Below are 22105 nucleotides of genomic sequence, written 5' to 3' on the forward strand. Positions count from 1 at the left end.
TCCGGCCCAGTCGTCTACACCGCCCCATGTTCGATTCGCGGCCGAACCGGAGCGCGGAGGTCGTCCTCGTGGGGCGCTCGAACGTCGGCAAGTCGACGCTGATGCGTGAACTGACCGGCCACACGTTCGATACGGGCCAGCGACCTGGAGTTACCCGCCAGCCCAACCACTACGACTGGAACGCCGAGGACTTCGTCCTCACCGACCTCCCCGGCTTCGGGTTCATGAAAGGCGTCCCCGACGAGGTCCGCGAGGAGATCAAAGACGACATCGTCGCGTACCTGGAGACCCACGCCGAGCAGATCCTCGTCGCGGTGCTGGTGGTCGACGGGAAAGCGGTGATCGACATCATCGACCGCCACTCCGGGCCCGACGAGATTCCACACGACGTGGAGATGTTCCACTTCCTGCGTGACATGGGCATCCCCGTCGTCGTCGCGGTCAACAAGATGGACAAGGTCGACGACCGCGACGAGCGTCTGGACGCGCTCTGTGATCGACTCGGACTGCTCCCGCCCTGGAAACAGTGGCAGGAGACCATCGCCCCGATCACCGCCAAACGCGGCTCCATCGACCCCATGACCGAGGCCGTCCGCCACCACCTCCACGAGCAGCAACGCGACGACCTCTTCACCTTTTTCTGAGAGTTTTATTCCGTGGAATTATCGATTGTGAAAAGTGGCTGCGGGCGAACTGGGGCGACCGACCGGTCGCTGTCGGGTGATCGAGACCGACGTATCTCGGGGGTACAGTAGAAAACGGGGGGTAGAGGGGGATGTTGGGGGGTGGCACCCGAAAATTGGGTGCACCTGAGCTTTGGAGCCTGATAATAATGAACCTTCCGACTGGCGACCCTCCTGACAGCTAGCCAACAGACAGTGGGCGGGGGGTTCGAGGTGTCGCCGGCGGGTGCCCGAGGTGGTGAAAGGGATTAGTGGGCCCGCCGCCAAATGGCAGTCGTGACCACGCCCGCACCCGACTCCGATGCGCCCCCGCCGACCGTCCGGGAGGCGGTCAAGGCGGACCTGCTCGCGGTGTATCGCATCGAGAAGGCCTCGTTCCCCCAGCCGTGGCCCTTCGCCGCCTTCCAGCGGTACGTCGGGGAACCGGCCTTCCTCGTCGCGGAGGTCGGTGCCGGCGTCGCGGGCTACATCGTCGCCGACTCGGTGCCCAACCACGGCCGGCCGCTGGGTCACGTCAAGGACCTGGCCGTCCACCCCGACCAGCGGGGCCAGGGCGTCGGCTCCACGCTCCTCCAGCGGGCACTCGGCGTCATGCGCGCCCAGAACGCCGCCGAAGTGAAACTCGAAGTCCGGGAGAGCAACGAGACGGCGCGGCGGCTCTACGAATCCTTCGGCTTCGAGCACCGGCGGACGGTCCCTCGCTACTACGACGACGGGGAGAACGCCCTCGTCATGATCGCCGACCTGTAAGGCCTATCCGTCCGCACGCGTACCCTCGGGTATGGGATACGCCTGCCCGGTGTGTGAGGACCCACAGGCCGACGCCGAACACCTGGCCAACCACCTCGCCTTCACCGCCTTGCTCGGCGACGACGCCCACGAGGCCTGGCTCGACGAACACGCGCCCGACTGGGACCAGGCCGACGCCGACGCCCTGGCCGCGACCGTCACCGAGATCGCAGCGGAGACCGACTACCCGCAGGTCTTCGAGAACACGGTCGACGGGCACGATCACGACCACGACCACGAGCGGTCGGGCGCGTTGTTCGACGACGAGGGCCGGGCCGTCGAGCGTGGCCGCGAGCGCGCCCGGGACCTCAGCGGCCTCGACGACGCCGACGAGGACATTCTGGAGGAGGCCCGCGAGATGACCAGACGGATGCGAGGCGAAGGCGAGAGTGAGGGCGGCGACGCCGACGCCGACGCGACCGACTCCGAAACCGAGTAACGGGAGCGACCCGCAGACCCGGACATGCACACCGAGGGAGTGTTCGCACCCGAGACGGCGGCGGCAGCGAGCGAGTTGTACGCGGCCGTCGGCCCGGCTGCCCAGACCAGCGTCCGCGAGGTCGCGAAGGCCATGGACTTCGACAGCGAGGAGTACGAGGACCGTGTGACGGGATCGGTCGTCGCGACCGCCCACGAGGCCATCTTCGCCTCCATGCTCGAAGTGACCGTCGGCACCGACGCGGAGTTCGAAGAGTGGTGTGAGGCGCATCCGGACTTCGAACGGGAGGTGATCGGCAACGAGAACGTCGACCGCGTCGTCTGGCACCCCGTCCCGTTCGCCGAGACGGTCGTCGCCGCCACCTTCCAGGAGCGGCAAGACGCCGCCGTCGGTACCCTCCGCCGGCAGGCATTCGGCAGCGTCTATCGCGGTACCGTCACCGGCGACCGGTAAGATCCGCTATCGTTTTTCGGCCGGCCCACCGAAGGACGGGTATGCGACAGATCACGCGTCGGGTCACGCTCGCCGTCCTCGCCGCCATCGTCTTGCTGCTGGCGCTCGGTGCCCTCCCGGGCTACCTGAAAAGCGGCGATCCCTACTACATGACGGCGACGGCGACGGACAACCGGACGGCGATCCCGGCCGACTCGCTCGCGCCGAACCGCTATCCGTACACGGCGGCCGCGCTGTCGAACGCGACCGCGGCGGCGGCCGACGGGACCGCCAACGCCACGGGTCGGTCGGAACCGTACTGGAAGGGCCCGATCGGGTTGAAGGGCGCGTTCACCCACTCGCCGTTCGACGAGTTCGACGCGATCGGACAGCGCAACACGTCCGCGGCGACCGACACGGCCGTGTTCGTCCGCGAGAACGGCACCGTTTACCGCCTGGAGGTGACACAGACCCCATGACCGACGATCCGACGATCCGACGGTTCGACCCGGACAGCCACCCCGTCCGCGAACCCACGGACTTCGACTGGCCCGTCCTGGAGTCGGCGGTCGAGTACGAGACCGGCTGGTACACCGGCGGCTACGACCGGGTCGGCCAGCCCGACGGCTCCGAGAAACAGTACTACTGGGCGGACCTGCCCGCTGCCGCGGTAATCGTGGCCGTGGCACCGGGCCACGTCGTCGGGGAAACCGACGACGAGGACCACCTCGTCATGGTCGATCAGTACCGGCCGACGATCCAGGAGCAGTGTCTCGAACTACCCGCGGGCATCGTCGAGGACGGCGAGAGCTACACCGACGCCGGCCGGCGGGAACTCCGCGAGGAGACCGGCTTCGACGCCGCCGGCGTCTCCCTGATAGAGGAGTTCTGGTGTTCGACCGGTGTCCTCCGGCACCGCCGGGGCATCGTCTTCGCCGAAGGGCTGGAACCGGCCGACGCCGACCTCGACGACAACGAGTTCCTCACCGTCACGACCGTCCCCGTCGACGAAGCGCTGGACGTGGCCCGGCAGGAACCCGCCAACGACGCCACTATCGAGGGCATCCTGCTGGCCCAGGCCGAGAGCCTGCTCTAGTCGAACGCGACCGTCCGGGTCGCGCGCCGGTCGCCTGCGGCCGTCACGGTCAGCGTGTACTGCCCGTCCGGGAGGCCCGTGATCCACGTCTGGAACTGGCCGCCGGAGACGGAAGTGTTCGTCCGCAGGACTCGCGTCCCCGTGGCGTCGGTGACCCGGACCGCGACGGACTCGGTCGGACTCCGGCCGCTGACCCGGAGCGTCCCCGACCGGATCGTCGCGTCCTGCTCGGGTGTGTCCAGTCAGAACGCCCCCGCTTCAGGCTCGTCGGCCCTCACCCGCACCGCCTTCTCGACGCTCGTCCCGTCGCTTCGTGCCACGACCCGGTACGATCCCGCGTCGGGTGCCGAGAGTCGCGCCCGGAACCCGTCGCTGCCGGCCTCGAACTGCCGAGTGGCGACCGTCTCACCGGTGTCGTCGACGAGGGTAACCGTCAGGCCGCCGCTCGCGCCCCAACCCCGGACCGTGACCGTCGTCCCGGTGACCGACGCCGAGAGCGTGACCGGCGACCCGACCAGCGGCGTCGCCGGCGTGATCGAAACTTCCTGGACGACGAGTCGGGCGTCGGGCACGTCGCTGTCCGACTGCGTCCCAGTCGGCGCATCGCCCGCCCCGACCGATGCACCCGCGACTGCGAGCAAAGCTGTACATCCCAGTACCGCCAGTGTGTGTCCCCCGTTGACCATTCGGTCTCCATCCCCCCGGTGTGTTCGTATCCACCCGCCAGTTCTTTTCAGACAAAAGCGTTGTCGATATTACTCGAATCTGTGGTCAACGCGCGCTCGCGAAGCGTGGGACTCGCGGTGAGACGGTTGGAAAAGACCCGACGGCAGCTCTTGGCCCGTCCGAACCTCGGTCAGGATGGGTTCGGTGTTACGCCACGTTGAAGCCTTTGTCGCGGAGGAAATCCTCGACGCGTCCGGTGTGGTTGCCCTGGAGCTCGATGGAGCCGTCCTCGACCGTGCCGCCACAGGCGAACTTCGATTTCAGGTCCGAGGACAGACTGTCCATGTCCACGTCGTTGGGATCGAACCCTTCGATGACCGTTACCTCTTTACCGTATCGGCGCTCGTCGATGCGGATGCTGATTTCCTGGGACTCTTTGGCGACGTCCTCGCAGACGCAGAGCTCCTCGGGCAGCCCGCACGTCGAGCAGACTTCCGACATTACAAGTCGGCTCTACGAAACCGACGTATTAAACACCTTCGGGACCCACGAAAGCATCCCACTGCAAGCCGTTCTCGGCCGTCAGCCGAACGGGCCCGTCCGCTCCCGGACGATCTCGTTCGCCGCCGCCACCGCGTCGTCGGCCAGCCCCGCCGTCACCTCCCCCGCGTACCGGGCCCGCTCGTGGAGCCGATACACCCGTTCGACGTCCTCGTCGGCGTCGATGGCCGTCAGGTACTGCCGCGGCGTCTCGCCGTCTCGGCGCGGTCGTTCCTCGCGCGCCAGGACGTACTCGACGCGCTCGAACGCCCGCTGCACGTCACTCGCCGGGTCGGCCCGCGGTTGCCAGCGGACCCACACGGCCCGGTAGGCGCGTTCGGACAGGCCGAGCCGGCGTGCGCCCGCGGCGACCCCGGCCAGCACCACGAGGATCAGCGCCGCCTCCTCGCGCGATGGCGGCTCGGGCAGGGGGATCCCGCCGCTCCCGTCGCTGGTCGTCCGCTGTGCGTTCCCGTCTGTGGCTGGCGTCTGGATCGTCGACGGCGTCGAGCCCGGGGTATTCGGATTCTGGTCCCTCGTCGTCGGCTCCGGCGTCGACGGCGGCTCGGTCGTCGGTTCGGGGTCGTCGTCCCCGTTGCCGGCGTCCCCGCCGCCACCGTCGATCTGTTCTCGCTCCGCGTCCTGTCGGGGTCCGGCCGGTGTCGGGTCGAACTTCACCCAGCCCACGTCGGCGAAGTACACCTCGACCCAGGCGTGAGAGTCCAGCCCCCGAACCTGATACGTGCCGCTGTCGACCTCTTCGCCCGTCGTGTAGCCGACCACGAACCGCGCCGGGATGTTCTGGGTCCGCAGCATCGTCACCATCGTCGTCGCGTAGTACGTGCAGTACCCCTGGTTCATCTCGAACAGGAAGCTGTCGGCGATGTCGCCCTCGGGTCGCTCGACGTCCAGCGAGTATCCCTTCTCTCGCTCCAGGTAGGACTCGACGGCCCTCGCCGTCTCGTAGGCCGTGTCGGCGTCGGCCGCGTCCTGGATCTGACGGGTGCGCGTCGCCACCCGGTCGGGCGTACTCGCCGGGAGGTTCGTGTACCGCGACTCGATCTGTCGCGGGTAGTCGTCACCGCCCCGCTGGAGTCGACTCGGTGCCGCCACGGGCTGGCGGCTGACGACGCTGTAGCTGTCGCCGGGCCCGAAGGCCCGTGTCGGCTGGATCCCTCCTAGCGAAGTCACCGACGTGTCCCCGGCCACGCCGTCGCTGACGCTGACCGGTTTCCAGGCCGCGGGCATGGCGCCGATCTCCGACTCGATGGTCACCTCCTGTTCGAGGACCCGGTCCTCGCCCGGCGGCGAGGACAGCTCGCCGCGGTAGTCGAGCGTCGAACCGGTCCGCACCCAGCCGTCGCCCGTGTAGCGGTCGTAGGCACCGGTCCGCCAGTAGGCCTCGCGCGGACTCTCGACGGTGAACCGGACCTCCGGGGAGAGGCTGATCGACCCCTGGATCGAGACGCGCTGGTCGGAGTTGATCAGGCTCCCTTCGATGGTCTCCGTACTGCTGGTCCCGAACAGGCCGAAGGGCGTCCCGGTCCCGCCGGGGACGACGCTGACCAGCATCGTCACGACCACCATCGCCGCCAGGACGACGGCCATCGTCTCGATCGCCCGGTCGGTGCCACCGAACCGTTCGAGCCGGCCGAAACCGATCGTTCCGACCGCCCCCAGCACGCCGAGCAACGCGACCAGCGTCTCCACGTCGCCCGTGAGGACGAAGAAGGTCAGTGCGGCCCCGCCGACGAGCGCCGTCCCCACGTACCGCCGGCGCAGCGCCAGGTACCACGTCAGGAGGACGGGTGCCGGCGTGTACGCCAGCGCGAACAGTTCGATCATCTGGAGGCGCAACACCGACAGCCCCATCAACAGCGACACCACGTCGCCGAGGATGCGGTCCTGCTGGGCGACCACGTCCGCCGGCAGCGCCGAGGCGTACATCCAGAGCCCGAGAAGCAGGAGCGCCAACCCGACGGGCAGGGCCGTCCACGCACCGACGACCCGCGACAGCCCCGTCGCCAACAGAAGCGTCACCGCAACGACCAGCAGGAACGTGCTGGGGTCGCCGACCACGTCGATGATCTCGTACAGCGGGAAGGTGAACGAAAACAGCAGCAGTCCAGTCGACAGGAGGGCCAGCCCGCGGGGCTCGAACAGCACGTCCAACGGTCGCTTCGCCGCGTCCAGCGCCTCGCCCGCCCGTCCGTCAGTCTCGGTACTCATCCCGACACCTCCTGCTCGGCTGGTGACTCGTCACCCGACTCGGCAGTCGCTCCCGCCTGCCCGTCGTCATCGCCGGGAGGCTCCGGCGGCGTCGGGCCGACCGGGAGCCGGTGGTCCTGACCGTCGATAGTCGCGGTCACGCCGTCCTCGGTGGCGGTGAGGACGACGTCCGCGTTCTCGCGGACCGGTCGGGCCGGTCGTCCCGGCCCGGTGCGCGCGAGCAGGTCGAGGACGTGGCGCCGGTGGGCCTCGCCGCGGCCCGTCGCCACCTCGCCGGCCGGACAGGTGACCCCGACCGAGAGCCCCGCCTCCATCGCCAGCACCGCGAGACTGGCCGCGGCCGACGCCATCGCGTCGTCGTGGCCCGTCGCGGCCCCCGCGGCGACGGTCAGCGTGGACTCGCGTTGCTCGCTGACGAACTGCTTGACCACGAGGTCGTCGTCGCTGCGCTTGGCACTGGACTTCCAGTGGACGTCCCGCAACGGGTCCCCCGGCGCGTACTCACGGATCGTGTCGAAAGCCTGCCGGTCGGTCGCGGTGTCGTACCCCAGCAGACTCGCGACGGCGTCGTCCTCGCGCAGGTCGACCAGGGGCGGGTAGACCAGCGCCGTCGCGGTCCCCCCGGGCTCGAACGACCGCACGAACAGGCCGAGCACATCGGTCACGACCACGCGGGGCGGCCCGAGGTCCCACGCGCCCCGCGCCCCGAGTTCGACCTCGTACTCGACGGTCGCCGGGAGCGTCACCCGCCGGTCGTAGCCCTCGGCCGCCACGCCCGGCGGGACGGCGTCGGTCACCCGCGCGAGCGCGCCGCCGTCGACTGTCAGTTCCACCGTACGGGACTCGCCGGGGTGGCCGGGGACGGGGTCCGCGCGGTCGACCTCCGGCCGGCCGGCGTAGAACACTTGGACGGCACTCACCAGGAGTGCGATCAGCGCGGGTGCGGCCAGCGCGTTGAGCGAGCGAGCGCCCGACGCGGCCGCCATCAGGATCGAGCCGCCGGCGACGCCGACGACGCCGACGGTGCGCCAGGTCGGTCTCATTCGACCGCGACGGTCTCCAGTGCCTCGCCGACGATCTCCTCGCCGGTCCGGTCGGCCGTCGCCGTCTGGACCCGGTGGGGCATGATCGCCCGCGCCTCCGTCTGCACGTCGTCTGGGACGACGTAGTCGCGGCCCGACAGCGCCGCTCGGGCCTGGGCGGCCCGCAACGTGGCGATCGAGCCCCGTGGGCTCACTCCCAGCTGGGCCTGGTCGCGGGTGTGTTTCGCCAGCCGAGTGACGTAGGCCCGGATCGGTGCCTCGACGGTAACCTCGCTGACCGCCGTCCGCGCGGCCTGGAGGTCCGCGAGCGTGGCCACCGGCGAGAGTTCCTCGATAGGATGGTTCCCCACTACGCGGCCGAGCATCTCGGCCTCGTCGTCGGCGTCGGGGTACCCCAGGTGGAGTTTCTTCATGAACCGGTCGAGTTCGGCCATCGGGAGTTCGTAGGTCCGGTCGCGCTCGACCGTGTTCTGGGTCGCGATCACGGTGAACGGATCGGGCATCTCGTGGGTCGCCCCGTCCACCGTCACCTGCTGTTCCTCCATGGCCTCCAGCAGGGCGCTCTGGGTCTTTGGCGGCGCGCGGTTGATCTCGTCGCCCAGCACGACGTTGGCGAACACCGGGCCGGGCCGGAAGTCGAAGTCGCCGCTCTTCTGATTGTAGACGTTGACGCCGGTGATGTCGGAGGGCAACAGGTCCGGCGTGAACTGCACGCGTTTGAACGATCCGTCGAAGGAAGCGGCGATGGAGCGGGCGAGCATCGTCTTGCCGACCCCGGGCACGTCCTCCAGCAGGACGTGACCCCGGCCCAGCACCGCGGTGAGGATGTGTTCGATCTCCGCGTCGTGGCCGACGATCACCTCACCGACGTTCTCGGCGACGCGGCGAGCGAGGTCGCCGGCCGCGTCCACGCCGTCGTCCGACTCCGATCCTAGCGTCGATGTGTCTGCGTCAGTCATGGGTAGCGGGGATGGCGGGCGGGTAGCGGGTCCTGCACTGCCGACCGACAAGTGTCTTGTCCAACTGGCCGGACGGACCGCGAGCTCGACCGCTGCACCCGTCGAGGCCGCGACCGTCGGTACCGTTCACATGCATCGTTCGGGCCGGTCCCACCTAATATTGCTGTATCAGACAACTGACTCGTTACCACTCCTTGCAGTCGGCACAGACCAAGTCGTCGCCGTCCCGCCAGCGCCGCGCAACCGACTCGTCACAGACCGCACACACCGCGTCCGCCCCGCTCCAGGCGTACGTCGAGGTGGCTGTGTCGACCGCGTCGGTGTCGGTCGCCGGGTCCTCGCCCGGGTCGGCACCGGTGCCGTCCGTCTCTGCCTCGTCCCCGGTGACACCCTGCCCGCTCTCGGCAGTGCCGTCGCTGGCGTCGGCATCACTGTCGTCGCTCGCGCCCACGAACTCGTCGAGCGAAGCGTCGTCCATGCGACCGCTTCGGTCCCCGGTCGTCTTAGGCCTTCGCCAAACCACGACACACAAGTACCAGCCCACGAACGTTGCGGTATGGCAGGACTCGCCGATATCGTCACCAGCATCCCGGAACTCGTCCGGAGCATCAGCGAGATCGCCCTCTCAGATCCCCTCAGCGCCGTCCTGATCACCGTCGGTGGACTCCTCATCGCCGGGACGGTCGGCCTGACGGGCTACCTCGTGCTCGGCGTGATCGTCTCGGCGGTGGTCCCGGATCTCAGCGGAGGACAGCCCCCGCAAGCTCGATAGCCCGCTCAAGATCCGGTCCGAGCGGCGCACCGACGACGAAACTGTCCGCGTACTCCATCACCGCCTCGATCCCTTCTTCGACCTGTGCCTGCGTCCCCGCGATACAGAACGCGTCGATCATGTCCCCGGTCACGAGTTCGAAGGCCTCGTTGAACGACCCCGCTTCGATGGCCGCCCCGATCTCCTCGGCACGTTCTCGGTCGAGGTCGTGGCGATCAAGCACGGGCGGGGCCGCGCCGCCGGCGATGAACGCGACCGGCGGCCGGGCGGCCTCCCGGGCGGCCGCTTCCTCCTCTGCGACGCTGACGCTCGCGTAGGCGGCGAAGTCGAAGTCTCCTCGCTCCTCGGGCCGCTCTTCCAGTCCCTTCTCGACCTGTTCGGCCGCCCACGCCATGTCGCGGGGGTGTGAGCCGTTGTAGAGGACGCCGTCGGCGTGTTTCGCGCTCATCCGGATCATGTGGGGGCCCTGCGCGCCGACGTAGACGGGAATCTCGCCCTCGACCTCGTATTCGAGGTCGGCGTCGGCCGCCTGGAACGTGCCGTCGGCGTCGACGGACTCGCCGGCCCAGAGATCCTGGGCGACTTTGAACGTCTCCAGCACGCGCCGGAGCGGGCTGTCGCGTTCGACGCCCAGCGCGGAAAGTGTCGACCGGTCGCCCGGGCCGACGCCGAAGACGGCCCGGCCGTCGCTGACCTCCTGGATCGTCGCGACCCGGGAGGCCAGCGCGACGGGGTGTGTGTCGTACGGGTTGGCCGCTGCGGGACCCAGCGCCACCTCCTCGGTGGCGTCCGCGATCCGGGAAAGCGCGACGTACGGATCGCGGTTGAAGTAGTGACACGACGCCAGGACGGTGTCGAAGCCTGCCGTCTCGGCGGTAACTGCCAGTTCGGTAACCTCCTCGATCGGATGTTCGGGGGTGAGTTCGATAGCCTTCATGAGTCGTAATCCCACGCTTCCAGTGCCTGACGGACCAGATCGTCCGCCCGCTCCCGGAACAGTTCGTCGCTGCCGGCGTGGTCGCCGAACTGCCAGTCGCGAACGACGGTCACCGGGGTGCCGCCGCCGCCCTCGCCGGCCACGAGGTTGCTCGCCGCCGCGAGTTCGTCGACCACTGATTGTACTGTGACGTCGAGTTCGCGGCCGTCGCGGTCGGGTTCGCCCCGCCAGTCGCGGCTGGCGGGTATCCCGGCCCAGCCGACCGCGACCCCGCGCTGGCCGTGTCGGAAGGGTCGTCCCGAGGTATCGGAGACGATCACCGGCCGGTCCAGCGTCTCGGCGAGCGCCTGTGCGCTCGCACCCGGGTCCTCGGGCAACAAGAGGAGATCGGCGTCGGGCACGTTCGAGCGGTCGATGCCGGCGTTGACCGTGACGTGCCCGAACCGGGTCTTCGTGAGCAGGAAGGGAGCCGATAGCAGGAGCGACTCGCTCTCTTCGAGCACCGCCTGCGCGAACCGGGGGTCTTTTCGCTCGCCGGTCAGGTCGGTCAAGCGCTCGGCGATCTCCCGGGCGCGTGCGCTCGGTTCGAAGTCCGAGAGTTCGGCCGTCCGGCCCTCGGCTTTCGAGACGACGGTACTCGCGACCACCACCACGTCGTCGGGCCGGAGCCGGACCCGGCGCTCGATCAACTCGGCCAGGTCATCGCCCGGCCGAACCTCCGGCAGTCCCGGGACCGCGAACACCTCCATACCCCCACTGTGGCGTGGCCGACAAAAAGGGACGCGCCACTGGCAAGGTCGGCCCCCATCGCGGACGCACCACTCTCCCGACACCCGTACTTGAACTGCCGGAGGTTTCCGGATGACATACCAGTATCTGGACATACCGCGATATTCGGCTATTTTTAAATACCGACTTAAACTGCCGGCTATCTACGCGGAGGGATATATCAGATACAGGCGAATGTTTGAAGTACCGTTGCGTGAAAGAAACGGTTGGGGTGACCGATATGGCGACCACGACTCGAACGCGGCGATGGCCTCCAAGGGTGGACCTGACTGTTCTCGTACCGACAGTCGTGCTCATCGCTGCAGAGGTGTGGTTCCTGGCGACGCAGGCGCGGGCGGTACTCGTCCCCCTCATGTGGATGGCGCCGATGAACCTGCTCCTGTTGGCGTACGCTGTCGAAGAGTCGCTCGCGCTCTCGATGGTAGGGATGGTGTTGTTCTTCGCGCGGTTCGTCTACCTGCCGTTCCTGCTGTTTGCCCCCATGAACAACTTCCTGTTGTTCTACGCGCTGTTCATGGCACCGGTCGACGTGCTCATCGTCGGCTACATGACCAGCGCCGCCGGGAAGCGGGTCTTCGGGTCGTCGTCGGCCACCTGACCACTCCCCCACCTCTCCCACGAGACGCTCTCCCAAACACCACGAGCCCGTTCCCACACGGAACGCGCTCCCGAACCAACGACCGACGCTCCCCCAACGGAACGCGCCCCCCACACGCGTTCCCGTCTCTCACTCTCGAATCGACCGCTCCGGAGCGACGCACACGTATCGAGAACCCGCAGTCGAGACCGGCGTCGCCGAGTGCCGCTCAGTCCCGTTTCGCCGCGTCCGACTCTTCGAGCCCCTGTGTGGTCACGTCCCCGGGCATCTCCGGGCGGTCGGGTGCCTCGCGTGCCTCCGGCGTCTCGGGTGTCTCGTAGACGCCGGCGGCCGTCTCGACGACCACTTCGATGGGGAGCACTTCCCGACAGAAGTCGACGCCGAAGGGCGTCAGGTGGATGCTCCGGCGGATCAACTTGGCACGTTTGGCCTCCTCGATGGCCTCCTGGACGTCGGGCTGGGCCTGCAGGATCTGGTACTCGTTCAGGTCCTCGACCGGTTCGTCCGAGAACCAGATCAGCCCCAGCCGCTTGAGATTGTTCAGGTAGGCGTGGACCCGGTCGAGGTGTTGACAGCCGGCCTCGTTGCCGATCATCGTCAGCCCGGCCGCCACGAGTTCGGAGTTGATCGGCACCCAGCCCACGTCGCGCACGTCCATCGAGGGCTGACGACCCTCGGTAGCCAGCAACCGGAGGATGCGGACCTCGTCGGGAGCCACTTGGTCGAGGATCGACGCGTACGCCGGGTGGACCTCCTCGACGTAGTCCACGTCGGCGGATGCCTCCATCAGGCGCGCACCGCGTCGGCGCAACTGGTCCTCGTCGGCCGGCAGTGACGAGGTCGGCCGATCCACCTCCGTCTCGTCGTTTTCGGCCGGCGTATCGACCCCCAACCGGTCCAGTTCGTCGAGCGTGATCGACCGCACCTCCTCGACCATGTCGACCATCGACTCGGAGGTGGCCGCGGCCCGCACCAGCCGCGGACCGGTCCGCACGCCCGACCGGACGGAGTACCCCGTCGACCGCTGGAGGGCGGCCGCCCCGATCCGGGCGACCCGGAACGAGTCGTCGAGGTCACCCGGCGTCGTCGACAACGAGGGGTGATCGACCCCTTCGAGGTCCGGCGGCGAGAACTTGTCTTCCTCCGTCTCGCCGGGATTCAGCAGGTGTGACATCACCCTGTCGACCGACGAGAGCGTATCCCCCGAGTCGGTCGCCGGGTCCGCCATGTCCGCGACGGCCTCGTCGAGCGAGGCCACCAGCTCGTCGGTGTCGACCGACGGGTCCAGCAGGCTCGTGACCGTCGAGTCCAGCGTCGAGAACACCTCTTCGGAGTCCCCCGACGGATCGGTCAACGTGGCGAGGGCGGCGTCGAACATGGTGAACGCCTCTTCGATGCCCTCCTCTGCGACGGTCGGATCGGTCATCGCGGACTCGATCACCGAGAGGACGCCGTCGGTCCGGGTCGCCGAGGAGCCGGTCGGGTCGACGATGGCCGTGTTCAGCACCGACAGCGCCTCCTCGGTGGCGTCGGGATCGACCGGATCGACGATCGTCGACTCCAGTACCGAGAGGAGCCGTTCGGTCTCGCCGGTGTCAAGCGGTGTGGGCGTGACGATAGACGCCTCCAGCACGTCGAGCAGTTGCTCGACCTGGTCCTGCCCGAGGTCGCGCTCGGTCGTGGCCACGTCGAGGATGTCGAACAGGCGCACGACCGACCCGGGGTCGAGCGCGTCGGTGGTGCCGGCGGTCCCCTCCGTTTCGCGTGCGATCTCCGACACCCAGTCGTCGCTGTTCCCCCCTCGCGGCTCGGAATCGCCCCCTCTCCGTTCGCTGTCGTTGAATTCGCTCATATTGGCACCGTGGTTACCACCAGTAGCTGGATCCACCCGGCAACGAACCCGAGGGCTGCCCCGATACCGATGAGCAGCCACTCGTCTTCTTTGAAAGCAGAACGTAGCGTCATTGTAAAGTCTTGCGGGGGGAGCTTTTGCATCCGGCTCGCGATCAGTTCCTTGACGGGAATCGAACGCTCGCGGTTGAAGTCGGTGTCCTGTAACGGTTCCAGCGCGAACTCCACGCCTTCGGTCGCCAGGGCATCGCGGATCTCCTCGTATCGCCGATCACCGGTCGCGACGCGAACGACCGGCGCGGCCATCCCCAGCGCCTCGTCCAGCGACGGCCGGATCGCCTCCTCTATCATCCGCCGGGTCCGGTCGGAGCGTTTCCCGTAGAGGAGGTTCTGTGCCACGTTCTCCACCGTGATGATCTCCTCGGCGACGATCTCGCCGTACCGTTCGGCGACCTCTTCCTGGCGCTGGATGAACAGCCCCTGCAGTGTGAACGGGCCGATCTCGACGGGTTCTTGCGGATTGAAGATCGCCTTGATCGCGATGTAGTTCGTGAAGTAGCCGACGAGCACGCCCGACACCGGCAGGACCCACCACGCCCGGTTGAAATACAGGAACAGTGGGATCGAGAACACGCCCAGGAGCGTCCCGAAGTAGAAGCCGGAGTTGACGAGGAACGTCAGCTCTTCCTCCCCGACTTCCAGGAACATCCGGTTGAGCAACTCGGGGTGGTTGTCGAGGTAGTCGATGACCATCAGCTTGAGGCTCAACACCTCGTCGATGTTCCGGGCCGTCGACTGCATGATCCGGTCGGCCACCTCCGGGAGTTGCTGCTCGATCTGTGCGTGGACGAACTGCCGAGCGCCGTTCGGAATCGAGTTCCAGACGACCGGCTGTTCCCGGCCCAGCAGTTCGTCGACGTACGCGTGGAAGTTGTTCCGGGACTGATCGACCATGTGCTGAGCGATCCGGTCGGGATCGAGGCGCTCGTAGAACTCCTGTTGACTCGCGAGCTTCGCGATGGAGGCGTCGTAGGCGACGCTCCCCATCTTCGCCGACCGTGACGGGATGATTCCCTGCCACCCGATCTTTCCCTCCATCACCCCGGGAATCTGCTGGATCTTCATCGGGAGCATCGGGGCCAACTGCTTCAGCCCCGGCATCTCGAACCCGCGGAACTCGAGCGGGTGAAAGAGCAGTCTGATCCCGACCCAGTTGGTGACGTACCCGATGATTCCGGTGATCGGTGGGATCAGTATCAGATTCCACTGGAGTGGCGGGAGCGACGCCAGTACCCACTCGACGGCCGGGATCATGGCGGCTCACTCACCCCGCTCCGGGCGCCTCGATCCGGCGCCCCATCCCCGATCACGTCGTCCCGTACAGCGTCGGCTCTTCCGATCCGTGTCACTCCCCCACATCCGTCTCGTGCCAGCATCATCTCTGTGGACGTATGTGAAACCCCTGTATCCGCACTCCCCCCTTCGAGTTCGGAAACGGTGCGGCGCGGTGCCGCGTGGTCGCCGGTCAGGCTTCGGCGGTTTCGTCGTCCTCGGCCCCGACCTCGTCGGGCAGTTCCTCGAACTGCTCCTGGAGGTCTTCGACCTGTTCACGGTACCGGTCGATCTGGTCGCCCAGCGCTTCCTCGAACTCCTCGGCCTGCTCCTCGAAACGGCCGCCGAGGTCCTCGGCCTGTTCGCTGACCTCGTCCTGGAGTTCCTCGAACTGGTCGACGAGTTCGTCGAGGGCGTCGAGGGTCTGCTGTTCGACGGTCTCGTTGGCGTCGATCAGGACCTCGAACTGCCTGTCGATGATCTCGAGGGTCTGGTCGAGCTGTTCCTCGTAGAGATCGAGCGTATCCTCGTAGCTCTCGTCGATGCTGTCCAGTGCCTGCTCGTGCTGGTCGAGCAGCTCCTCGAAGCCCTCGTCGACGGCCTCGCGGATGTCCTCGACCGTCTGCTCGCCCTGTTCGGGCGTGGCCGACTCGACGGTGTCGAGCAGCTGGTCGATGGTGTCCTGCACGAACTTGACGGTGTCCTGCTGGGCTTTCTTCTGGTCGCCGATGGTCCCGTGGAGCGACTCGTTGGCCGCTTTCGGGACTTTGAGCGTCTGCTCGATGACGTCCTGTCCGGTCTCGATTGTCCGACGCTGCACCTCGAAGATCGTGCCGATCGGTGAGTTGTCGTCTTCGCTCATTGTCGTACCTCCAATCTGTCGCTGGTTGCCACCGGAATGTCGGACTGGTGCTGCCGACAGTCTCGTCCCGGGGTCCGTCCACCGTCTCGACCCCCCACTGACTCCCGAGGTGACGACCGGTCGCCAGTCGCCCCGGCGTCGGCCGGTCCACGTCGACGCCGACGGCCGCCTCGGGCGATACGACGCCACTCGCTACCACCGACTGCGTCCAACATTCCCTGTACACGGATAGCTACGTTTCTTTCCCGTATTTAGCTGGTGCCATTAATGTACGTCCCATTAAATACCCTGTCAGAGGCCCGCACACGCTATTTGCGATAATAGTACCTTCGAAGGAAAAGTATCGATCACCGGTCACGTTCGTGCACCGTGACGGTGACTTCGCCGCGTTCGACGGCCGCGGTCAGCATCGTGACCTGTGTCGCCGGCGGTGCGCCGGTCGCGCTCCCGGGGTTGAGCAGTCTGACGCCGTCGATCACCGTGTCGAGCACTCTGTGCGTGTGGCCGGCGACACCTACCGTCGGGCCGAAACCGGCGTGTTCCCGCACGGTTTCGGCGACACGCTCTTGATAGCCCACCGGACTGCCGATTCCGTGGGTGACCACGAACTCCACGCCGCCCAGAGTCACGGTCTCGACCGGGGGCAGGCCGAGCCCCACGTCCGTATTGCCCGAGACGGCGGTCAAATCGCCGGCGAGGTTCTCGACGGTCGACAGTGCCTCCGCGGAGTCGAAGTCCCCGGCGTGGACGACGTGATCCGCCGCCCGCAGTCTGTCGCGCACCCAGTCGGGGATGCGGTCGATCCTGGCGGGCACGTGCGTGTCGCTGACGATGGCGACGTTCATACCCGGACGTGTGGGTGGGTCGACTAAAACCGTCCCGTCGGGCGCGGGTTTTTGCACCGTGCGGGCCCCACTGTGCGCATGGACGAGACGCCAGTCGTCACCTGCTTCCTGCGCCACCGCACGGACGTGTTGCTCCTCCGTCGGAGCGAGGCGGTCGGGTCCTACACCGGCCGGTGGGGCGGCGTCGCCGGCCACGTGGCCCGCGAGTCCGAGGCGGCGACCGACCCGGATTCGACGCCCGACGAGGCCGCCCGTCGCGAGATCGCCGAAGAGACTGGCCTGGCGGACGCCGTGACGTTCGTCCGCCGGGGCGACCCGTTTCCCGTCGAGGACGCGGCGCTGGACCGCCGCTGGCTGGTCCACCCGTACCTCTTCGACTGTACGTCCCGTGCCGTGACCCTCGACGAGGAGACGACCGAGTCCGAGTGGGTCCCGCCGACGGCCATCCTGCGCCGTCGGACGGTTCCTCGACTGTGGACCTCGTACGACCGGGTGCGTCCGACCGTCGATACCGTCGCCGCCGACCGCGACCACGGCGCCGCGTCCCTCTCGGTGCGCGCGCTCGAAGTCCTCCGCGACGACGCCGCCCTCGCCGCCGACCGCGACGCCGGGGACTCGGCCACTCTCGCGGACCGTGCCCGTGACCTGCTGGCCGCCCGCCCGTCGATGACCGTCGTCCGCAACCGCGTCAACCGGGCGATGTCCGAGGCCGACGAGCGAACCCCGGCGGCAGTCGAAGATTCTGCCCACGAAGGTATCGGGGCGGCGCTGGCCGCCGACGACACGGCCGCGGACCGTGCTGCCCAGACAGTGGCCGGGGACGCCATCGTGACGCTCTCGCGGTCGGGAACGGTCGAGCGTGCGCTGTCGTCGGCCGATCCCGAACGGCTGCTGGTCGCGGAGTCCCGGCCCGGCGCGGAGGGGGTCGGAGTCGCGGAACGACGGTCCGGGGCTGGCGACGACGTGAGGCTGGCCCCTGACGCGGCGCTTCCCTGGCTCCTGGCCGACGGGGACTACGACGCCGCGCTGGTCGGTGCCGACACTGTCCTCGCCGACGGACGCGTGGTGAACAAGGTCGGGACACGTGCGCTCGCTCTCGCCGCCGCACGCGAGAACGTCCCCCTCTACGTCGTCGCCGCCCGGGACAAGATCAGTCCCGGGTCAGACCCCCACCTCGAAGCCGCCGACCCGGCGACGGTCTACGACGGCGACGCGGTCCTCTCGGTCGCGGCCCCGCTGTTCGACGTGACACCGCCCGACCTCGTGACCGCGCTCGTCACGGAGGACGGCCCGCTCGACGCCGACGCGGTGCGAGCGGTGGCCGACGACCACCGCACCCTCGCCGACTGGAACGCAAAGGCTTAGCCGCGCCGTCGGGTACTCCAACTCGGGCGGCAGTGACGAAGGGTTACCCCCTCCGAGCCCCGTGTGACGAGCGTTTTTCTCCGAGCCGCCCGTTCCGATGCGCCCAGCACCTGCCGTGGGCCGCACTGGCATTGGTATGTGTATAAGGTTGTACAGCCGTCCCGTCCACGTCCGGCGATTTCACACGTAAAAGGGGCTATCTCTATATACGAACCGGTCGTAATCGAGGGTACGGCCAGGCGGCTCGCGTGAGGGGAGCGAGGCGCGACCGGGTGCGTGGTACGGACGGTACTCGTGGCACCCGCGAGCGCGAACCGCCGACCGGAGTGAACCATGTTACAGCACAAACCCACACCGGGGACCGAGCGACTCGAGAGCGACCGTGATACAGTGTCGACACACGTCACCACCTGTCCGACCTGCGACGCCAGCGTCGTCGACGGACAGGGCCTGCTCACCTGCACCGACTGCGACTGGGCCGGCCTCGTCGGCTGATCAGACCGACCGCCGCCGGAACTTCTCCAGCACGACCGCGACGCCGTCCGCGCCCAGGTCGCGAACGGTGTAGCTGGTCGGATACCAACCGTCCTGTGGATAGACCGTGGGCTGGGCGATCGGCCGCCGATCCACGCCGGCCAGCGACGACAGGTAATCGACGGTCACCATCGGCTCGACGAACGTGAGTTCGCCCACGCCGTCGTCGTCCACGTCGTGAGCGCCCCAGATCAGCGTGTTCCCGAAGGTCACCCCGTTCAGCTCCGGCGCCGTCGGATCGCCGAGGTGTTCGCCCATGTGGATCACGGTGTCGAATTCACCGGCCGGGTTGGGCAGGCGGACGTACCCCTCGGGCATCCGGTCGTCGGGAATCGGGTACTCGGGTGTCCCGGGCTGAATCGCCTCCACGACAGACTCCGGCTCGAAGTGAAAGTGTACGTCGAAGTGGGGCAGGTCGTAGGTCCCCGGCGGCGGGTGGCCTTCGGGGTTCCAGTAGAAGCCGAGGACGGTGAACGGATCGGGCGCGGCCTCGGGGAAGGGCAGGAAAAACTCCTCGGACTGCGCGCCGTGAACGGTCAGCCCCTCGCCGCTCGCTTCGAGGTCGGCCGCCGACGGCAGCCCCGAGAGCGCGGCCCGCGTCAGGTGGACGCCGAGGTACTTCGGCCGTTCCGAGGGGGTGACCGACGCGAACGTCGAGAGTTCGCCGTCGCCGACCGACGCCGTGTACCGGTCGCCGTCCTCGTCGGTCGCCCAGGTCGTGATTCCCGCGGGTGGGAACCCCGACCCTCGACCCCGTCTCCGTTTCCGCCCCTTGCCGGGGGTTGCCCCCGCGACACCGCCGGTCAGCGCGAGTCCACCGAGGCCCGCGAGAATCGTTCGTCGCCGCGACACACTGCGTCGGGTATCGTCGGATCCCATACGCTGTCGACCGCGCTACGGGTTATAATCACTCGGGCTACGCTTCTAGAAAAACGGCCAGCACTGCCGGGTCAGTCCATCGCGGCGTGGATGATCTGTGACTCGATGCGGTTGAGGTGTTCGCCGACGGTCCCGACGGTGCAGTCACAGACGTCCGCGATCTCCTCGTAGGTTGCCTGTCTCGGGACCTCGTAGTAGCCCATCTCGACGGCCGCCTCCAGTACCTCGCGCTGGCGCTCGGTGAGGCCGGCGATCGCGCGCTCGTCGTCGGGATTGTACTCGCCCATCTGGGTGGCCTGGGCGTCGATGGTCTCGGGGACGTTCCGGAGCGCCTGCTGGATGTTGTCGTCGCTCCCGATGACGGTCACCCGGAGATACCCCTCGCTGGTGAACCGGAGGGGCAACTCCAGGACGAGACGGTACTCGTCGAGCAGTTTCAGCAGGCCGACCGCCGGTTCGCGGCCCTCGAAGTGGATGTATGCGTAGTAGCCGTCCTCGTCGTTGCCGGGGATCAACTCCCAGTCGAGCACGTCGTCGACGGAACTCAGAACCTCCGCTGCGGCTTCCGGGTCCCCGCGGCCACCCAGCAGGACCACGCCGCTCTCGTCTTCGAACAGGTTGATGTACTTCATCTGCTCGAGCGTGATGTCTGGGTGCTGTCGCGCGGCGACGAGCGACGGGTGGAAGTAGCGGTCGGCAAGCGGGACGAGTGTGAAAGTGAAATAGCGCATCATGGGCTCGCTTCCCCCTCCGAGCCCAGTGGTGTCGTCCGGACCAACGGTTGATCGGGTTGGTCGGCGAACGGTCGAACGTCGTATGTCGGATGTTGCGTGATCATCTCTCGGCACTGCCCCCCGTTGACGGAACGCGGCGGTTGGCTCCGACCGCGTGTCTACTCCCGTCGTTTATCTTCTGAACCCTTATTTTGCGGTGGTTGTATGGAGGCGTATGGACGTAACAGAAATCTTCTCGTACATGCCGTTTACGAACCTCGTCGGCATCGAGTTGACCGAGGCCGAGGACGGCTACGCCGAAGGACGCGTCGAGATGCGCGAAGAACTCGCCTCCGTCCCGGGCGGCGACGTGGCCCACGGCGGCGTCACCTACTCGCTGGCCGACACCGTCGGCGGCGCGGCCGTCATCTCGCTGGCCCACGACGTGACCCCCACCGTCGACATGCGCATGGACTACCTCGCACCCGCGACGGACGACCTCTACGCCGAAGCCGAGGTCATGCGGATGGGCGGCAGCGTCGCCGTCACCGACATCGAGATCTGGGACGCCGACGAGCACCACGTCGCCTCCGCTCGCGGCGTCTACAAGACCGGCGGCGACAGCGAAGGGACCCCCTGGGTCCGCAGCGGCGACGACGCGCCGGAGGGAATGACCGACGACGCGTCCGAGGACGGCGAGGACTGATCAGCGGAGCTGCCAGATCCCCTTCTCGTCGGCCCCATTGGACGTGAAGTCGAACGAAAAGTACAGCGGCCCGTTCCCGGCTGTGACGACGTACGGAATCTCCCCCTCGACGTGTTTCCCCGACGCGACGTTCGGATTCAGCGGGAACGCGTTCCCGAGTTGCTGTTGGACACCGAGATCGAGCGCCTGCGGCGTGCCTCGCCTGTCGGTCAACAGCGTCTGCCCGGTGAGACCGAGGTAGGCCGTCCGACCTTTCGCGTTGTCGACACGCACCGTCGGCAGGAGGAACTCCCGTCCCTCGCCGGCCGTGGCCCTGCCGACGCTGTCGGCGGTCCGCACCTCCGACACCGTCACCGTCAGGTTCGCCGCCGAGACGCTCGCGCCCACCTCGTTGACCGGAACGCGAAGCGACTGGCGGAACACCGACTCGGGCCGCTGTGGGTCCGCGGTCAGGTCGACGGTCACCCGCTCGAACGCCGTCGCCGCGGCGTCCACGTCGAAGACGAACGACCACCCCTTGCTGTCGGTCGCCACCTCGAAGGCGACGAACCCGCGAATCGTCTCGCCCGGGAGGAGCACCCCCCTGGTGAACTGCCCGCCCGTCTGGGAGACCAGTCGGAGCCGCTCCCGCGTCGTCCCGTCGCCGTCGGTCACCCGGAAATCCCGCAGGTCCGCCAGCTCCAGAGCGTCGTCACTCCGGTTTTTCACCGACAGCACGACGATCAGGAACTCCCGTCCGCTCGGGGCCTCGCCTCGCCCGGCGAGTTCCCGCCGTCGGTCGGTCCCCTCCACGAGGAAACCGACCGACTCGTCGACGATCCGCTGGCCGACGACGGCCGACGGGCGCTCGCTGTCGAGTTCCGCCACCTCGTCCGTCGTCGTCCGATCGTCGGTGGTTCCACCTGCTCCGACGCTCCCGCCCGGGATGGTCGACTGTCCCGTGGGCGTCGTCGAGCCATCGCCGGAACAGCCGGCGAGCAAGAGCGTCCCCGCGGCCACACCGCTACCGAGAAGCGCACGTCGCGAGAGCCGATCGTCGGTCATGG

At 68.0% G+C, this 22105-nt stretch carries 26 protein-coding genes; 11 read left to right on the forward strand and 15 right to left on the reverse strand.

Annotated elements, in window-relative coordinates; all coding sequences use genetic code 11:
• Positions 1-26 precede the first annotated feature (26 nt).
• The 6 genes from engB (at position 27) to EAF64_RS16195 (ending at position 3439) form a co-directional block, all read left to right on the forward strand.
• Positions 27-644 (forward strand): GTP-binding protein EngB, encoded by a 618-nt coding sequence (gene engB, locus EAF64_RS16170; protein ID WP_129070024.1) that lies wholly within the window; start codon positions 27-29, stop codon positions 642-644.
• Between the two features lie 315 nt (positions 645-959).
• Positions 960-1433, forward strand: coding sequence for a ribosomal protein S18-alanine N-acetyltransferase (gene rimI / locus EAF64_RS16175; protein WP_193767726.1), 474 nt, complete (start codon positions 960-962; stop codon positions 1431-1433).
• Positions 1434-1464: 31 nt separating this feature from the next.
• On the forward strand, positions 1465-1911 hold the full coding sequence (locus tag EAF64_RS16180) for a DUF5810 domain-containing protein (RefSeq protein ID WP_129070026.1): 447 nt from the start codon (positions 1465-1467) through the stop codon (positions 1909-1911).
• 24 nt (positions 1912-1935) lie between these two features.
• On the forward strand, positions 1936-2364 hold the full coding sequence (locus tag EAF64_RS16185) for a DUF5809 family protein (RefSeq protein ID WP_129070027.1): 429 nt from the start codon (positions 1936-1938) through the stop codon (positions 2362-2364).
• Positions 2365-2405: 41 nt separating this feature from the next.
• Positions 2406-2822 (forward strand): hypothetical protein, encoded by a 417-nt coding sequence (locus EAF64_RS16190; RefSeq protein WP_129070028.1) that lies wholly within the window; start codon positions 2406-2408, stop codon positions 2820-2822.
• Positions 2819-3439: an NUDIX hydrolase gene (locus EAF64_RS16195; RefSeq protein WP_129070029.1), complete on the forward strand. Its 621-nt coding sequence runs from the start codon at positions 2819-2821 to the stop codon at positions 3437-3439. The genes EAF64_RS16190 and EAF64_RS16195 overlap by 4 nt, the downstream gene beginning before the upstream one ends.
• 242 nt (positions 3440-3681) lie before the next feature.
• Here the strand turns inward: EAF64_RS16195 and EAF64_RS16200 are convergent, their stop codons facing one another.
• The 6 genes from EAF64_RS16200 to EAF64_RS16225 all read right to left on the reverse strand — a co-directional run bounded on the left by EAF64_RS16200 (position 3682) and on the right by EAF64_RS16225 (position 9354).
• Positions 3682-4125, reverse strand: a complete 444-nt coding sequence (locus tag EAF64_RS16200) for a hypothetical protein (protein ID WP_129070030.1) — start codon at positions 4123-4125, stop codon at positions 3682-3684.
• 187 nt (positions 4126-4312) lie between these two features.
• The gene (yciH, locus tag EAF64_RS16205) at positions 4313-4606 is read right to left on the reverse strand and encodes a stress response translation initiation inhibitor YciH (protein ID WP_077206667.1); all 294 of its coding nucleotides are present in this window, start codon (positions 4604-4606) and stop codon (positions 4313-4315) included.
• Between the two features lie 81 nt (positions 4607-4687).
• Entirely contained in the window at positions 4688-6874 is a 2187-nt protein-coding gene (locus EAF64_RS16210; RefSeq protein WP_129070031.1) for a transglutaminase TgpA family protein, read from the reverse strand.
• The gene (locus EAF64_RS16215) at positions 6871-7917 is read right to left on the reverse strand and encodes a DUF58 domain-containing protein (RefSeq protein ID WP_129070032.1); all 1047 of its coding nucleotides are present in this window, start codon (positions 7915-7917) and stop codon (positions 6871-6873) included. Before EAF64_RS16215 ends, EAF64_RS16210 begins: the two co-directional genes overlap by 4 nt.
• On the reverse strand, positions 7914-8876 hold the full coding sequence (locus EAF64_RS16220; RefSeq protein ID WP_129070033.1) for an AAA family ATPase: 963 nt from the start codon (positions 8874-8876) through the stop codon (positions 7914-7916). The genes EAF64_RS16215 and EAF64_RS16220 overlap by 4 nt, the downstream gene beginning before the upstream one ends.
• A 184-nt stretch (positions 8877-9060) precedes the next feature.
• Positions 9061-9354: a DUF7573 domain-containing protein gene (locus tag EAF64_RS16225; RefSeq protein WP_129070034.1), complete on the reverse strand. Its 294-nt coding sequence runs from the start codon at positions 9352-9354 to the stop codon at positions 9061-9063.
• Between the two features lie 78 nt (positions 9355-9432).
• Between EAF64_RS16225 and EAF64_RS16230 the strand changes: the two genes are divergently transcribed.
• Entirely contained in the window at positions 9433-9648 is a 216-nt protein-coding gene (locus EAF64_RS16230; RefSeq protein ID WP_129070035.1) for a hypothetical protein, read from the forward strand.
• On the opposite strand, the gene EAF64_RS16235 is transcribed toward EAF64_RS16230, so the two are convergent.
• Together EAF64_RS16235 and EAF64_RS16240 are read right to left on the reverse strand one after the other, a co-directional pair.
• Complete coding sequence (locus EAF64_RS16235; RefSeq protein ID WP_129070036.1) at positions 9617-10585, reverse strand: 5,10-methylenetetrahydromethanopterin reductase; 969 nt, start codon at positions 10583-10585, stop codon at positions 9617-9619. The two genes, EAF64_RS16230 and EAF64_RS16235, sit on opposite strands and share 32 nt — an antisense overlap.
• The gene (locus tag EAF64_RS16240; protein ID WP_129070037.1) at positions 10582-11334 is read right to left on the reverse strand and encodes a coenzyme F420-0:L-glutamate ligase; all 753 of its coding nucleotides are present in this window, start codon (positions 11332-11334) and stop codon (positions 10582-10584) included. The genes EAF64_RS16235 and EAF64_RS16240 overlap by 4 nt, the downstream gene beginning before the upstream one ends.
• Before the next feature lie 329 nt (positions 11335-11663).
• Between EAF64_RS16240 and EAF64_RS16245 the strand changes: the two genes are divergently transcribed.
• Positions 11664-11972, forward strand: coding sequence for a hypothetical protein (locus EAF64_RS16245; RefSeq protein ID WP_129070038.1), 309 nt, complete (start codon positions 11664-11666; stop codon positions 11970-11972).
• Positions 11973-12180: 208 nt separating this feature from the next.
• Here EAF64_RS16245 and EAF64_RS21465 read toward each other — a convergent pair whose 3' ends face one another.
• The 4 genes from EAF64_RS21465 to EAF64_RS16265 form a co-directional block, all read right to left on the reverse strand.
• A complete protein-coding gene (locus tag EAF64_RS21465) occupies positions 12181-13824 on the reverse strand; it encodes a DUF4393 domain-containing protein (protein ID WP_227739020.1) in 1644 nt (547 codons plus the stop codon).
• Positions 13821-15137 carry a DUF445 domain-containing protein gene (locus EAF64_RS16255; RefSeq protein WP_129070039.1) on the reverse strand — a complete coding sequence of 439 codons (1317 nt, stop codon included), beginning with the start codon at positions 15135-15137 and terminating at the stop codon, positions 13821-13823. The genes EAF64_RS21465 and EAF64_RS16255 overlap by 4 nt, the downstream gene beginning before the upstream one ends.
• Positions 15138-15348: 211 nt before the next feature.
• Complete coding sequence (locus tag EAF64_RS16260) at positions 15349-16017, reverse strand: hypothetical protein (protein ID WP_129070040.1); 669 nt, start codon at positions 16015-16017, stop codon at positions 15349-15351.
• Positions 16018-16364: 347 nt separating this feature from the next.
• Positions 16365-16862 carry a metallophosphoesterase family protein gene (locus tag EAF64_RS16265; protein ID WP_129070041.1) on the reverse strand — a complete coding sequence of 166 codons (498 nt, stop codon included), beginning with the start codon at positions 16860-16862 and terminating at the stop codon, positions 16365-16367.
• Positions 16863-16940: 78 nt separating this feature from the next.
• On the opposite strand from EAF64_RS16265, the gene EAF64_RS16270 reads away from it, so the two are divergent.
• Together EAF64_RS16270 and EAF64_RS21115 are read left to right on the forward strand one after the other, a co-directional pair.
• Positions 16941-18227: an NUDIX domain-containing protein gene (locus EAF64_RS16270; RefSeq protein ID WP_129070042.1), complete on the forward strand. Its 1287-nt coding sequence runs from the start codon at positions 16941-16943 to the stop codon at positions 18225-18227.
• A gap of 333 nt (positions 18228-18560) precedes the next feature.
• On the forward strand, positions 18561-18722 hold the full coding sequence (locus tag EAF64_RS21115) for a hypothetical protein (RefSeq protein WP_193767728.1): 162 nt from the start codon (positions 18561-18563) through the stop codon (positions 18720-18722).
• On the opposite strand, the gene EAF64_RS16275 is transcribed toward EAF64_RS21115, so the two are convergent.
• Together EAF64_RS16275 and EAF64_RS16280 are read right to left on the reverse strand one after the other, a co-directional pair.
• Positions 18723-19640, reverse strand: coding sequence for a hypothetical protein (locus EAF64_RS16275; protein ID WP_227739021.1), 918 nt, complete (start codon positions 19638-19640; stop codon positions 18723-18725).
• A gap of 71 nt (positions 19641-19711) precedes the next feature.
• Positions 19712-20371 carry a helix-turn-helix domain-containing protein gene (locus EAF64_RS16280; protein WP_193767729.1) on the reverse strand — a complete coding sequence of 220 codons (660 nt, stop codon included), beginning with the start codon at positions 20369-20371 and terminating at the stop codon, positions 19712-19714.
• A gap of 217 nt (positions 20372-20588) precedes the next feature.
• Between EAF64_RS16280 and EAF64_RS16285 the strand changes: the two genes are divergently transcribed.
• Positions 20589-21059, forward strand: a complete 471-nt coding sequence (locus tag EAF64_RS16285) for a PaaI family thioesterase (RefSeq protein ID WP_129070044.1) — start codon at positions 20589-20591, stop codon at positions 21057-21059.
• Here the strand turns inward: EAF64_RS16285 and EAF64_RS16290 are convergent, their stop codons facing one another.
• Positions 21060-22103 (reverse strand): DUF4352 domain-containing protein, encoded by a 1044-nt coding sequence (locus EAF64_RS16290; protein ID WP_129070045.1) that lies wholly within the window; start codon positions 22101-22103, stop codon positions 21060-21062.
• Positions 22104-22105: the final 2 nt, after the last annotated feature.

Source organism: Halorientalis pallida, assembly GCF_004118325.1.
In the GTDB taxonomy this organism is placed as follows: domain Archaea; phylum Halobacteriota; class Halobacteria; order Halobacteriales; family Haloarculaceae; genus Halorientalis; species Halorientalis pallida.